This is a genomic window from Gordonia aichiensis, from assembly GCF_039946255.1.
Lineage (GTDB): Bacteria > Actinomycetota > Actinomycetes > Mycobacteriales > Mycobacteriaceae > Gordonia > Gordonia aichiensis_A.
Genome location: NZ_JBCDWL010000006.1, coordinates 36,184 through 50,149, shown reverse-complemented (window position 1 = coordinate 50,149; position 13,966 = coordinate 36,184). Strand labels below are relative to the sequence as shown.

Genomic DNA, 13,966 nt, shown 5'->3' with positions numbered 1-13,966 from the left:
CGCTCGGGGCAAACCCTCTCATGTGCGTTCGGCCCTCGCCCGTGATCCGGGCGGGGGCCGATGCCGGTACCTGACAGCGGCCGCGGTGGCTGACGCCTCGGTCGCCGAGTACGTCGCACCTCGGAGCGGAGCGGGGTGATCGTGGATATCACGGGGGAGAACATGAACCGGGCGAGAACGCCGTCGGAGTGCCGAGGCCGCGCCGAACGCCTCGGCGCGATGGCACTGGGGTCGGCCTGCTTGGCAGGCTTCCTCTATCTGGCTTTCGGCGGTGACGGACGCCATCTGGTCTTCGCCGACGCGGGTTCGCCCGCAGGCGGTGTCGCGTTGACCTTCGTCGCCGTCGTCGCGGGCCTGCTCGCGACCGCCGCGTCGGCGGCCCTCGGCTGCCTGCTCGGGCGCGCCGTGATCGCCGTGCTGAATCGTCGCACCGACACCTCGACCGACCGCTAGTGCAGGACACTAGCCTCCGACCGATTCCGACAGGTCCTCCGTTCGGCTGCGTTCGCCATCGGCGCGCGGGACGATGGAGAGGTCAGTCGATCGAGGAGGAAGGCCATGACTGAATTCACCGGGAAGGTCGTCTGGGTGACCGGCGCGGCGCGGGGACAGGGACGAGCGCATGCGCTGGCCTTCGCCGAGGCCGGTGCCCACGTCGTCGCCACCGACATCGCCGACCGGATCGACTCGATCCCGTATCCGCTGGGCAGCGCCGACGAGTTGGCGGAGACGGCTCGCGAGATCAAGGCGAACGGCGGTTCGGTGACCACCGCCCACGTCGACGTCCGCGACCGCACCGCGGTCACCGCGCTGGTGTCGCGCGTGGGTGCCGAGCGAGGCGGCATCGACGTGCTGGTCACCAATGCGGGCGTCTGCGCCTTCGAATCCGTCGAATCGATGACCCACCAGCAGTGGTCCGACATGATCGACGTCAACCTCACCGGCACGTTCAACTGCGTGCAGGCGGTCCTGACATCTATGAAGGAGCGGCGGTACGGACGCATCGTCGCCATCTCGTCGGGCGCGGGGCGCGGCGGCATGATGAACCTGAGCCATTACGCGGCCGCCAAGTGGGGCGTCATCGGCTTCATCAAGTCGGTCGCGCTGGAGGTCGGTGCGTACGGGATCACCGCCAACGCGGTGTGTCCGGCGTCGGTCGGCACGCCGATGATCCTCAACCAGGTGACGATGAAGAGGTACTGTCCGACCGTCGAGCATCCGACGGCCGACGATCTCGCGGCGGTCTTCGCCGGCTGGAGCCCGCTCGGCGTCCCGTGGCTCGACGCCGAGGACGTCACCCGCGCGGTGCTGTACCTGGCGGCCGATCGCGGGGTCACGACCGGCACCGTCGTCGAGGTGAACCTCGGTACCACCGCCGGGCGCGCGTAGTCGCCGCGGCTGGTGCGCGCCGTCGAGTGAAATCTCGATCACTACCAGGGCATTTCCGCCCTGTTCGGCGGGTTCGATAGGGCATAGTTGTGGGGGAGTACGTCGCGCGGGCAAGGGGTCCGCGACGTGGACGTTCTTTCAAGAGAGTGAGTTTGTGGTGGCTGTCAATGGCAAGGTTGTGCATTTCGATACCAACCGTGGTTTCGGATTCCTCGCACCCGCGGAGGGTGGCGACGACGTCTTCCTGCACATCAACGATGTGGGCATCGATGAGAACCTGCTGCGCCCGGGCGCCGAGGTCGAGTTCGACGTGGAGAGCACCGACCGCGGTGCCAAGGCTCTGAACGTCAAGGTCACCAAGGAGGCGCCCGAGGGCGAGTCGCCTGCGCACGAGCGCGCGCAGCGACGCGACGACAATCGCGGCGGCCGCTTCGGTGACCGCCACGACCGCGGCGACCGCCGCGACGACCGCCGGGGCGGACGCGACGACCGTCGCGACGATCGCGGCCCGCGTCGCTTCGGCAACCGCGGCGGCGGCCGACTGTTCAACGAGATCACCGAACTGCTGCTCGACGCCTCGCCCGACCTGACCGCCCGTCAGATCGTCGCGATCCGCTCGGGAGTGCTCGACCTCGCCTCGCAGCGCGGCTGGTCGAACGATTAATTCCGCTGACGCCGATCGGTCCGCGGGCGGTCCGCCGGTCGCGGCCTACGACGCGCACGACCTGCAGCGCATGGTCGTCGAAGCGCCGAAGACCGCCGCCGGGGCCTCGCCCGCGACCGATCATCGCAGCGACTTCGCGCGCGACCGCGCGCGGGTCCTGCACAGTGCGGCGTTGCGCCGTCTGGCCGACAAGACGCAGGTAGTCGGCCCTCGCGACGGCGACAACCCGCGAACCCGGCTGACGCACTCGCTCGAGGTCGGGCAGATCGGCCGCGGGATCGCCGTCGGCTTGGGATGCGACCCCGACCTCGTCGAACTCGCCGGCCTGGCCCACGACATCGGGCATCCGCCCTACGGCCACAACGGCGAACGCGCCCTCGAGGAAGTCGCCGCCGACCGCGGCGGGTTCGAGGGCAACGCGCAGAACCTGCGCATCCTGACCTCGCTGGAACCCAAGATCGTCGGACCCGACGGGGTCAGCGCCGGCCTCAACCTGACGCGCGCGGCGCTCGACGCCACCCTCAAGTACCCGTGGTCGCGGGCGGCGCCCGGATCCAAGTACGGCGCCTACGTCGAAGACGAACCCGCCCTGACCTGGATCCGCGACGGCGCGCCCGCGGGCCGGCGATGCCTGGAAGCGCAGGTGATGGACTGGTCCGACGACGTCGCCTACTCCGTCCACGATCTCGAAGACGGAGTGATCGGCGGCCGGATCGACCTGCGCCAGCTCAGTTCCCGGACCGATCAGCAGACGCTGGCCGAACTCGGCATCCAATACTTCGATGGACTGACCCAGGAGCCGCTGGTCGACGCGGCGCAGCGGCTGTCGGAGATGGACATCTTCGCCACCCTCGGGGAGTTCGACGGCTCGCTGGACTCCTTCGTCCGACTCAAGCGGCTGACTAGCGAATTGATCGGGCGGTTCGCCTCGGCGGCGATCACCCGCACGCGCGAGGTGCAGGGCACGCGGCCTCTGCGCCGCTACGACGCCGACCTGTCGGTGCCCGCCGACGTCGCCGCCGAAGTCGCCGTGCTCAAGACCGTCGCCCTGCGTTTCATCTTCTCCGACCCCAGCCACCGCGCCAAGCAGGACCGGCAGCGTGAGCGCATCCACCGCGTCGCCGAGATGCTGCTGGTCACCGCGCCCGGCGGTCTCGACCCGCTGTTCGCGGCGCGCTGGGCCGCCGCCGCCGACGACGATCAGCGGATGCGCGTGGTGATCGACCAGATCGCGTCCATGACCGAGGGGCGTCTGGAACGCCTCGACAAGTCGGGTGCGGCGGTGCAGGCGACGCTCGGCTAGCGACCGTCAGAACAGCCGCTTGAGCAGGTTCGTCTCCGCGAGATCGACGAGCTCGTCGCCGCGGCCCGACATGACCGTCCGCAGGGCGTAGAGGGCGAAGCCCTTGGCCTGCGCCGCGGAGATGGTCGGCGGGATGGACAGTTCCTGCCGCGCCGTCGTCACGTCCAGCAGTGCCGGACCGTCGTGGGCCAGGAAGTCGGCGACCGCGGCGGGCAGCGCGGACGACTCGGTGACGCGCCGTCCCCAGATCCCCACCGACTGCGCGAGCGCGGCGAAATCGGGATTGTCCAGGTCTGTTCCGAAGGTGACGAAGCCGGCCGCCTTCATCTCCAACTCGACGAAGTTGAGCGAGGAGTTGTTGTACACGACGACTTTCACCGGCAGTCGGTTCTGCACCAGCGTCAGCAGCTCGCCGAGCAGCATCGCCAGGCCGCCGTCGCCCGCGAGCGCGATCACCTGTCGGTGCGGGGCGGTCGCCGACACGCCCACGCTCTGCGAGAGCGCGTTGGCCATCGACCCGTGGTTGAACGAGCCGATCAGTCGGCGCCGACCGTTCATCTCGAGATAGCGCGCGGCCCACACCACCGGCGAACCCACGTCGGGCACGAAGACGGCGTCGTCGTCGGCGCCCTCGGAGAGCAGCCGGGTCAGGTACTGCGGGTGGATGGGGTCGCCGTCGGCCGACGGTCCCGCCAGCTCGTCGAGGCCCGCGCGAGTACGCGCATAGTGGGCGCGCGAGGTCCGCAGATGCTCGCCGTCACGGTTCTTGTCGATCATCGCGGTCAGCAGGGGCAGGGTGTCCGACACCCGCCCCACCAGCGGGAGGTCGACCCGACCGCGCCGCCCGATCTGCCTGCCGCGGACGTCGAGCTGGATGGTGTACGCCTTCGACGGATAGAACTGCGGGTACGGGAAGTCGGTGCCGAGCAGCAGCAGCGTGTCGCAGCGTTCGATCGCCATGTATCCCGATGAGAAGCCGAGCAGCCCGGTCATGCCGACGTCGTAGGGATTGTCGTACTCGACGAACTCCTTGCCGCGCAGCGCATGCACGATCGGCGCCTGCAGGGCCTCGGCGAGCGCGAGGAGCTCTGTGTGCGCACCGGCGACTCCGGCGCCGGCCAGGATGGTGACCCTGTTCGATTCGTTGAGTCGCAGCGCGGCCAGGTGCAGTCCCTCGTCCGACGGCCGGATGACCGGTGCGGCCGGGCGGATCCGCGCCACGCGATCGGGCTTGTCGATCTTGGTCAGAAACAACTCGCCCGGGATCACCAGCACCGACACCCCGCTGTCTTCGACGGCGGTGCGGATCGCGATGTTGAGCAGCCGCGGCAACTGGGCGACGGTCGTGACGGTCTCGCAGAAACTGCTGCACTCGGCGAAGATCTGTTCGGGACGGGTCTCCTGGAAGTACGTGGTGCCGACCTCGGAGGCGGGGATCTGGGCGGCGATCGCCAGCACCGGGACCCGGGACCGGTGCGCGTCGTACAGGCCGTTGATCAAGTGCAGGTTGCCCGGTCCGCAGCTGCCCGCGCATACCGCGAGGTGCCCGGTGATCGCCGCCTCGCCCGATGCCGCGAACGCCGCGCCCTCCTCGTGGCGCACGTGCGTCCACCGCAGCGACGGCGCGGTCCGGAGCGCGTCGGTGAAGCCGTTCAGCGAGTCGCCGGGGATCCCGTAGATCCGTTCGACGCCCGCGGCGGCGATGGTGTCGACGATCAGATCTGCGACGGTGTAGCTCATGAGAGGCGCTCCTGTGACTGTCAGATGTCGGACGGTTCCCAGCCTAGGGCGGTGCGGCGAACTTGCGAGAGAGGTCGGGCCAACCGGTAAACTCGGCGACGGTGTGCCGGGAAGTCTGGTCGGCGAAATTGCTCTGACAGTTCTGCCGACGTAAGGAACCACTGTGCCGAAACGCCCGCCGCCCAATGCTTTTCGCGTCTTGGGTCGCGCACCCGTCGCGGAGACCCGCCGGATCGTGGAGATCTTGCGCACCGAGACCGTCGGCGGTTTCCTGCTGGTGGCGGCCGCCGTCGTCGCGGTGATCGTCGCCAACAGTCCGCTGCGCGAGGGCTACGAGACGCTGCGCGACACCGCCGTCGGCTACGCGCCGTGGCATCTGAACCTGACGCTCGGGCAGTGGGCGGCCGACGGTCTGCTCGCGGTCTTCTTCTTCCTCGTCGGCCTGGAGCTGAAGCGTGAGATCGTGGCCGGGCAGCTGCGCTCGCCGCGCACCGCGCTGGTCCCGGTGCTCGCCGCCGTCGGCGGCGTGGTGGTGCCCGCGCTGATCTATCTCGCCGTCAATCGGGGCGGGCCGGGTGCCGGCGGCTGGGCCACCCCGACCGCCACCGACATCGCCTTCGCGGTCGCGGTGCTCGCGGTCGTCGGCTCCCGGCTGCCCGCGGCTCTGCGCCTGTTCCTGCTGACCCTGGCGGTGGTCGACGACCTCATCGCGATCGTCATCATCGCCGCGGTCTACACCGAGCAGGTGCAGTGGGTGCCGCTCGGGCTGGCGGCGATCCCGCTGGCGGTGTTCGCGTTCGTCGCCCACCGGTACTCGGACTGGCTGGCCGGCCAGGGCTGGACCGCTTGGGCGGTGCTGCTGCCGCTGGGCATCGCGTGCTGGGCGCTGGTGCACGCCTCGGGCATCCACGCGACCATCGCCGGTGTCGTGCTCGGCTTCGCCGTTCCGGTCCATCGCGGCGACCTCGCCCACCGCTTCGAGCATCGCTTCCGGCCGCTGTCGGCGGGCTTCGCGGTCCCGGTCTTCGCCTTCTTCGCCGCGGGCGTCACCCTGGGCGGCGCCGCCGAGATCGCCGCGACCTTCACCGACCCCATCGCCTTGGGCGTGATCGCCGGACTGCTGTTGGGCAAACCGATCGGCATCCTCGGCGCCACCTGGCTCACCGTCCGACTGACCCGCTCGAGCCTCGACCCGAGCGTGCGCTGGTCCGACCTCGCCGGCGTCGCACTGCTCGCCGGCATCGGCTTCACCGTGTCCCTCCTGGTGGCCGAGCTCAGCTTCGCCGACGCCGCGTCGTTGATGCACGCCAAGGCGGCGATCCTGCTGGCCTCCACGGTCGCGGCGGTCGGCGCGGGCGCGTTCCTGGCGCGGCAGAACCGGCAGTACGCGGTCAGCGGTTCGGCGCGGCCTGCAGACATTCCGTAGCGGTGCGGATCAGTTCGCTCAGCTCGCGATCGGTGCCGTCGATCCAGAGTCGGTAGGCGTACGCTACGGCGCCCAGGACCGCGTGTACGGCGACGCCGGGGGCCAATGATTCGGGGTCGACGCCCATCCGTTCGCGGGCGAGTCGGATCAGCTCGCCGACGTCGTCGTCGGGGATCAACACGATTCGGCCGTGCAGTTCGGGTGCGCTGGCCAGCGCCGCGCGCCACAATCCGAGTTCTCCGCTCGCCGCACCGTCGGTCTGTTCGACGATGGCGTCAGTGAGTGCGGCCGTCACATCGGCGTCGGCGGGTCGGGCGGCGAATCGGGCCACGATCGCGGCACTGCTCGCTTCCAGCGGCCTCAGCAGCAGGTCGTCTTTGCTGCTCACGTGCCGGAAGTAGGTGCTCTCCGAGACGCCGGCCGCAGCCGCGATCTGCTTGGTGGTGACGACGGCGAATCCCGAGTCGACGAACAAGCGCCACGCGGCGACCTGGATCTCGCGGCGTACCCGCGAACGCTGCCGGGATCGCAGGGGACGCGAGGGCACAGGATCTGGGCGGGTGGGGTCGGGAGGTGCTGTCGAGGGCATGGGATCCACGGTGCCCTGTTGTGGAAAAACCCGCAAAGTGATAGAAACTGTCAATATGAGAGAAACTGTCAAACCAGTGGTGAGGGTTGGACTCGACGGGCTGCCCGACGCGGTCGACGTCGTCGTGGTCGGGTCGGGAGCGGCCGGATTGTCGGCGGCAATCACCGCAGCCGCGGTCGGATTGCGCGTCATCGTCGTCGAGAAGGCCCATCGCTGGGGAGGTACCACCGCGCGGTCCGGCGGCGGCGTGTGGATTCCCGGCAACCACGTGCTGGCGGCCCAGGCGCCGACCGACACGAGGGAAGAGGCCGGACGATACCTGCGGGCCCTCGTCGGTGCGCAGGTGCCGAACCCGGTGATCGACGCTTACCTCGATCGCGGGCCCGAGGCGTTGGCGTTCCTCACCCGACACAGCGGTCTCGACCTGGAATGGGTGCGCGGCTACTGCGACTACTTCCCGGAGTCACCCGGCGGCCGGGCCACCGGCCGGTCGTGCGAACCCCGCCCCTTCGATGTTCGCGCTCTCGGCGCCGATTTCGCGTCCATGGAGCCCTTCTACACGGCCACCCCGCTCAACGTCGTGGTGAAGCAGTCCGACTACCGATGGCTCAGCACCGGGCTGCGGCACTGGCGCGGTCCGGTGCGGGCGGCGCGGGTCGCGGCACGCACCGTCGTTGCGAAGGCTCGCGGTCGTCGGCTGGTGGGTTTGGGCAATGCGCTCGTCGGCTCGCTGATGGTCGGCCTGCAAGGGCGGGGCGTCCCGGTGCACGTCGGGACGGCGATGACCGGACTGATCGACGACGGCGCAGGCGGCGTGTGCGGGATCCGCGTGCGTGACGACGCCGGAAGCGATCGGCAGATCCACGCCCGCTGCGCGGTGATCCTGGGATCGGGCGGATTCGACCACGATGCCGATCTGCGGGCCGCGCACCATCGTCGCCCCGCCGGACCCGATCTGTCGCTCGGTGTGCCCACCAACACCGGCGACGGGCTGCGCGCGGCGACCGCGCTCGGCGCCGATGCCGACATGCTCGACGATGCGTGGTGGGCGCCGTCGATTCCGCTGCCGCGCGGACCGTGGTTCGCGCTCGCCGAGCGGTCGCTGCCGGGCGGCATCATCGTCAACGATCGTGGCCGACGCTTCATGAACGAGTCGCTGCCCTATGTGGAGGCCACCCATGCGATGTTCGGCGGACCGTACGGGACCGGCGACGGTCCGGCCGCGAACCTGCCCGCCTGGCTGATCTTCGACCAGCGATACCGCAATCGGTACCTGTTCGCAGGCAGGCCCGCGCGGTCGCCCCTGCCGCAGCGCTGGTTCGATTCGGGCGCCCTGGTCAAGGCGGACACGCTCGTCGAACTCGCGGATTGCATCGGCGTGCCGACGCAGGCGTTGGCGGCCACCGTCGAACGGTTCAACGGCTTCGCTCGCGACGGTCGCGACGCCGACTTCGGGCGAGGTGAATCGGCGTACGACCACTACTACGGCGACATCACCAACAAACCGAATCCGAGCCTGGGCGAACTCTCGACCGGCCCGTTCTACGCCGCACGCATGGTGCCCGCCGACCTCGGAACCAAGGGCGGCGTCCGCATCGACGATCGCGCCCGCGTCTGTCGCGCCGACGGCACAGTGATCGCCGGCTTGTATGCGGCGGGCAACGTCTCGGCTCCCGTCATGGGACACACGTATGCCGGTCCCGGCGCCACGATCGGACCGGCGATGGTCTTCGGGTATCTGGCGGCGCGCGATGCCGCCCAGTCACGGCGCGGGACGATCGGCTGACGGTCTCGGTCGGCTACCGGCCGGCCAGCATTCCGCCTCGGATCTGTGCGGCGCGGACCGCCGCCGAACCGGCGGCCATCACGGCGAGCACGACGATCGGCGCGGTGATGCCGAACGACGGTGCCAGTGCCCGCAGCAGCACCGGCAGGCCGAAACCGAGGTAGGTGCCGACGTAGAAGATGCCGGTCGCCAACCCCAGTCGTTCGGCGGGGGCGTACGTCTCGACGTCGAGCAAGCCTTCGCGCAGGCACAGGCCGTAACCCGAACCGAGCAGGATCGACGCCACGATGAACTCAGCCGGGCTGGGGCCCGAACCGCCGACGGCGACCACGGTGAGACCGGCTGTCACGAGCAGGGCGCCGAGGACGCCTGCGCGCGGTCCCCACACTCCACGTCGGGCCAGATCCTGGCTGATCACACCCGAGCCGAGCGCCAGGACCGCGGCGACACCGGGCACCCACGGACCTTCGAAACTCGAGACGCGGGCGGCCATCGTGACCACCGAGAGGGTCACCGCGGAGAAGACCCACAGCGACATCGGCAGGCTGGTGGCGAGCGCCCGACGCAGGGTGCGCGACGTCGCTCGGGCGGGGTCGGCGTGGGCGACGGCGCTCGGCTCGCGCCGCGAGTTGGGGACGGCGAAGCCGGCTGCGACGGCGGCCAGCGAACCGGCGACGGTCAGCACGAACGGTGCGACGAGCGCCGCGCCCGCGGTGAACTGGGCGATCAGGCCCGAGACCAACGGTCCGACGGCGAAGCCCGCGGTCAGGGTCGCACCGGCGAACACCGTGCCCTTCTTGCCCGCGAGGTCCGCGGTCCACGCGGTGCCGGCGCTGACCGCGAGCCCGACGCCCAGACCCACGACGAACCGTCCGACGATCACGCCGGGTTCGGTGTGCCACAGCAGCATCAGCAGGTTGCCCAGCGCCGCGCCGGTCGCGCCGGTGAGGACCACCGGCTTGCGGCCGATCCGGTCGGAGATGCCGCCGCCGGTGAGCAGGCCGGGCAGCAGACCGATCGCGTAGATGCCGAACGCGACCTCGAGCGCGGCGTCGCCGATCCCGTTGCGCTCGTGCAGCACCGGCATCATCGCCACGAAGTGGTTCGTCGCCCAACCGGTGGTGAACAGCAGCGCGAGGACGGTCCAGAGACGGCGGTCGGTGCTGGTCGTCGTCATCGGTGGTGCAGTCCTTCTCCGTCGGTGTCTGAGCGCTTGCTCACCATTGTGTCATCGGCGGTGTCGGGGTCTCGACACGTCCTCGACTGGCCTGAACGGCCGCGGGTGATTGCCTTTCCAGGGTTGTCGAGTAGCCACTGAGCGCAGCGAGGCGGCGTATCGAGGCGAGGGGTCTCGATACGTCCTCGGCTAGCGCCTCGGTCTACTCGACCAGCCTGAAAGGCCGCGGGTGATTGCCTTTCCAGGGTTGTCGAGTTGCCACTGAGCGGAGCGAGGCGGTGTATCGAGGCGAGGGTCTCGATACGTCCTCGGCTAGCGCCTCGGCCTACTCGACCAGCCTGAGGGTTGTCGAGTTGCCACTGAGCGGAGCGAGGCGGTGTATCGAGACGGGGGTCTCGATACGTCCTCGGCTAGCGCCTCGGCCTACTCGACCAGCCTGAGGGTTGTCGAGTAGCCACCGAGCGGAGCGAGGCGGCGTATCGAGACCGCACTACGACAGCAGGCCGCGGACGTCGTCGGCGGTGAGCGCGCCGGCGAAGGCGTCGCCGTCGTCGAGGAGGGCGTCGAACAGGGCGCGTTTGCGTTCCTGCAGGTCGATGACCTTCTCTTCAACGGTCCCGGTCGACACCATGCGGTACACGGTGACGGCGCGGTGCTGGCCGATGCGGTGCGCGCGGTCGACGGCCTGGTTCTCGGCGGCCGGATTCCACCACGGATCGGTCATGAAGCAGTAGTCGGCGGCGGTCAGGTTCAACCCGAAACCGCCGGCCTTCAGACTGATCAGGAACACCCTGGTCCGACCGGCCGCGAACTGTTCGATCTGCTCGCCGCGCTTGGCGGCCGCGGTGGACCCGTCCAGGTAGCTGTACGGGATGTCCTGCGCGTCGAGTCGGGCGGCCACCAGCTTCAGGAAACCGGTGAAGCTGCTGAACACCAGCGCACTGTGGCCCTCGTCGATCAGGACCGGCAACTGCTCGGACAGGTACTCGATCTTGGCCGACCGGACCCCGGCGTGCGTGCTGTCGACCAGTGCCGGATGAAGACTGAGCTGCCGCAACCGCGTCAGTGCCGCCAGCACCTGGATCCGGTTGCCGCCGAAATCGTCCAGCAGACCGAGCAGTTGCTGACGATCGCGGGCCAGATAGGTGTCGTAGACCTTGCGGTGCGCAGGCTCCAACTCGATCGGCAGCAACTGCTCCTGCTTCTCGGGCAGATCGGTCAACACCTGGTCCTTGGTACGCCGCAACATGATCGGGCGCAGCCGGCGGCGCAGGACGGCGAGTCGCTCGGGCGCCTGCCCGCTCTCGATGGGCTCGGCGAAATGCTCCTTGAACAGTTTCGGCGAGCTGTACAGGCCGGGTGCGACCACCGACACCAGCGACCACATCTCCATCACCCGGTTCTCCATCGGGGTGCCGGTGATCGCCAGCTTCACGGTCGCGTCGAGCCGGCGCGCCGCCTGGTAGGTCTTGGAGTGGTGGTTCTTGAGGAACTGCGCCTCGTCGAACACCGCGCCGGTCCACTCGAGGGCGGCGAAGGCGTCGAAGTCGATCCGCAACAGCGCATACGAGGTGATGACGATCCGCGCCCCGGCCGCCCGCGCCGACAGCGGCGACCCGACCCGCCGCTGGGTCGCGGTGACCGTGAGCGCCTCCAGACCGGGGACGAAGCGCGCGCACTCGGCGGCCCAGTTCGCGATGACGCTCGTCGGTGCGACCACCAGAAAGCGTGCGTCGGGCCGCTCATCGACGATCCGCTGCATCAGCGCCAGCGTCTGCACCGTCTTGCCCAGGCCCATGTCGTCGGCCAGCACCCCGCCGAGGCGGTTGTCCCACAGGAAGGTCAGCCACGACAGCCCCTCCCGCTGGTAGGGGCGCAACTGCGCGTGCAGCCCGGCCGGGGGTTCGACGGGATGGGGCGGGGTGGCGGCAGCCAGCCGCGCGGTCCGTTCGCGCCACTGGGCGAGCTGCTCATCGACCACGCCCAGCTCCAGCAGCTCGTCCCACAGGGATGCGTTGAGCGTGTGCGCGTTGACGCGGCCGTCGTCGAGCTCACCCATCTCGCGGGCCTCGGCGAGGCGGTCGCGCAGCGCCTGCAGCTGCGGGAGATCGAGCGAGAAGTAGGTGCCGTCGTCGAGCAGCATGTGGCTCTCGCCCGCGGCCAACGCCGAGATCACGGTGGTGATCGGGATCCTGTGGCCGTCGACGTCGAGGGCGACCTCGAGGTCGAACCAGTCGCGGGCGGCGTCGCCGGAGAAGCTGAGCACCGGGGGAGTCTCGGCGGGCCGGTAGTCGGGCGGTGTTCCCTCCACCGACACCCGCACCCGGCCGAGTTCGGTGATCGCGGGGACGGTCTCGGCACACAGGATCGCGACGTCGAGCGGCCCCAGGAAGACGGGCATGGTCCGATAGTCGGGGATCGATTCGAACGCCGCGGCCACCGTGCATCCGCCGCGCAGCTGCCGCAGGACCGCGTACATCCGGTTGAACCGCCGGAAGTCGGCACGGAAGGTCGGCAGCTGCTTCTCCAGCCGATCGGCGGCCGCGCGCACCCAGCGGGGATCGGCGCGCGCGACCATCTCCAGTTCCGGCCGCACGCTCGCCCACATCGCGCGTTCGGCGCCCGCATTGCGGAACCGGCCCTCCACCGGCCCCTGCGCCGAGAACTCCTGCAGTTCGCCGTCGCTCTCGTAGCCGACCGACCAGGTCGCCGTCGCGGGATCGGCCGTCCGGATCCGCAGGAGCGGGAACGGTCCCGACCGGGTGGCCGACGGGAAGGCGTCGGGTTCGACGACGACGGTCCGCCCCGCCTGCAGGGTCGGCAGCGCGTCGCGGAAGTCGCCGAGCTCGTCGTCGCCCACCTCCAGCGGCACCCCGCTGACCAGCAGCATCGACTCGATGCTCGTCAGGTGCGCGATGGGGCCCAGGTACAGGCAGCCCTCGTGCACCTGGACCAGGCCGTGCACCCGCGGCCGCCCGATCGCCAGCCGGAACGCGTCCCGGCCGGTCGCCGGGACCGGTGCGCCGTCGACCAAGACGTCCAACCACACGTGCACGCCGGCGGACTGCGCTCGCACGTGCAGGCGGGTGCTCAGATGCTCGCCGCCGAAGACCACCGCGGTGTCTGTCGACGGATCGCCGACGAACTCCACGCCGGCCTCGCGTGCCGCGTCGAGCAGCGGCCACAGGTCGGGCGGGGCCAGCATCAACGACAGCTCTTCGGGGACCGATCCCGCGGCGGTCAACGACGACGCCAGCCGCCTCAGCGCGTCGAGGGCCTTGGGGGAGTGCCGATCGGCCGGTCGCCCGGACAGCAGCGTCTTCCAGGTGAGTCGGTGGCCGACCCAGCGTCCGGATTCGTCGGCCACCAGCGGTGCGACGAAGACCGTGTCGGCGTCGCGGTGTCCGCGATGGATCGAGAACCGCAGGGCCACCGGCAGTTCGGGGCCGTCGGCGGCGGGTTCGAGGTCGTGGGCCACCTCCTCGACGAGGGTGCGCCACCGCGACAGGCTCTGCGGCGCCGTGCTCGCTTTGACGTCGGTGACCTCGCCCTCGCTGGTGGCCACCAGGACGGTCGCGGCGCAGTGCTTGCACCGGATCGCGACCGGGCAGCTGCAGCCGGCGGACACGTGTGCGACGCTCGCACCCTCCATCGTGGGCTTGACGCGGCAGCGGTACCGCTCGGCGCCGGGACCGCGCGCGACGCCGGTGAGCACGCCGTCGGACCAGTCGTACTCGAGGATCATTCCGGCGGCGGCGTCCTCCCGCGCACGCGCGAGCGTGCGGGCGTCGAAGACGCGCAGGACCGCTTCGGTCTGCGCGTCTGTCCAGTCGGGAGCGATCATCGGGTCCAGCGTAGTCGCGCCGGGGAGGCGCCGACATTCGGCAAAACA

The 13,966-nt window shown here is 70.2% G+C and carries 10 protein-coding genes; 6 read left to right on the top strand and 4 right to left on the bottom strand.

Annotated elements, in window-relative coordinates; all coding sequences use genetic code 11:
• Positions 1-162: 162 nt before the first annotated feature.
• From AAFO60_RS08910 to AAFO60_RS08895, 4 genes are all read left to right on the top strand, one after another.
• A complete protein-coding gene (locus tag AAFO60_RS08910) occupies positions 163-453 on the top strand; it encodes a hypothetical protein (RefSeq protein ID WP_347955833.1) in 291 nt (96 codons plus the stop codon).
• Positions 454-558: 105 nt separating this feature from the next.
• Complete coding sequence (locus tag AAFO60_RS08905; RefSeq protein ID WP_347955832.1) at positions 559-1,389, top strand: mycofactocin-coupled SDR family oxidoreductase; 831 nt, start codon at positions 559-561, stop codon at positions 1,387-1,389.
• A gap of 157 nt (positions 1,390-1,546) precedes the next feature.
• On the top strand, positions 1,547-2,053 hold the full coding sequence (locus AAFO60_RS08900) for a cold-shock protein (protein WP_347955831.1): 507 nt from the start codon (positions 1,547-1,549) through the stop codon (positions 2,051-2,053).
• Positions 2,049-3,356, top strand: coding sequence for a deoxyguanosinetriphosphate triphosphohydrolase (locus tag AAFO60_RS08895; RefSeq protein ID WP_347956005.1), 1,308 nt, complete (start codon positions 2,049-2,051; stop codon positions 3,354-3,356). Before AAFO60_RS08900 ends, AAFO60_RS08895 begins: the two co-directional genes overlap by 5 nt.
• A 6-nt stretch (positions 3,357-3,362) precedes the next feature.
• On the opposite strand, the gene poxB is transcribed toward AAFO60_RS08895, so the two are convergent.
• Complete coding sequence (gene poxB, locus AAFO60_RS08890) at positions 3,363-5,096, bottom strand: ubiquinone-dependent pyruvate dehydrogenase (protein ID WP_347955830.1); 1,734 nt, start codon at positions 5,094-5,096, stop codon at positions 3,363-3,365.
• A gap of 163 nt (positions 5,097-5,259) precedes the next feature.
• Between poxB and nhaA the strand changes: the two genes are divergently transcribed.
• The gene (nhaA, locus tag AAFO60_RS08885) at positions 5,260-6,522 is read left to right on the top strand and encodes a Na+/H+ antiporter NhaA (protein WP_347955829.1); all 1,263 of its coding nucleotides are present in this window, start codon (positions 5,260-5,262) and stop codon (positions 6,520-6,522) included.
• Here nhaA and AAFO60_RS08880 read toward each other — a convergent pair.
• Complete coding sequence (locus tag AAFO60_RS08880; protein WP_347955828.1) at positions 6,488-7,111, bottom strand: TetR/AcrR family transcriptional regulator; 624 nt, start codon at positions 7,109-7,111, stop codon at positions 6,488-6,490. The genes nhaA and AAFO60_RS08880 overlap by 35 nt on opposite strands.
• Positions 7,112-7,166: 55 nt before the next feature.
• Between AAFO60_RS08880 and kstD the strand changes: the two genes are divergently transcribed.
• The gene (gene kstD, locus AAFO60_RS08875; protein ID WP_347955827.1) at positions 7,167-8,897 is read left to right on the top strand and encodes a 3-oxosteroid 1-dehydrogenase; all 1,731 of its coding nucleotides are present in this window, start codon (positions 7,167-7,169) and stop codon (positions 8,895-8,897) included.
• A 13-nt stretch (positions 8,898-8,910) separates the two neighbouring features.
• On the opposite strand, the gene AAFO60_RS08870 is transcribed toward kstD, so the two are convergent.
• Together AAFO60_RS08870 and AAFO60_RS08865 are read right to left on the bottom strand one after the other, a co-directional pair.
• Entirely contained in the window at positions 8,911-10,074 is a 1,164-nt protein-coding gene (locus tag AAFO60_RS08870; protein ID WP_347955826.1) for an MFS transporter, read from the bottom strand.
• Positions 10,075-10,564: 490 nt separating this feature from the next.
• A complete protein-coding gene (locus AAFO60_RS08865) occupies positions 10,565-13,918 on the bottom strand; it encodes a DEAD/DEAH box helicase (protein WP_347955825.1) in 3,354 nt (1,117 codons plus the stop codon).
• Positions 13,919-13,966: the final 48 nt, after the last annotated feature.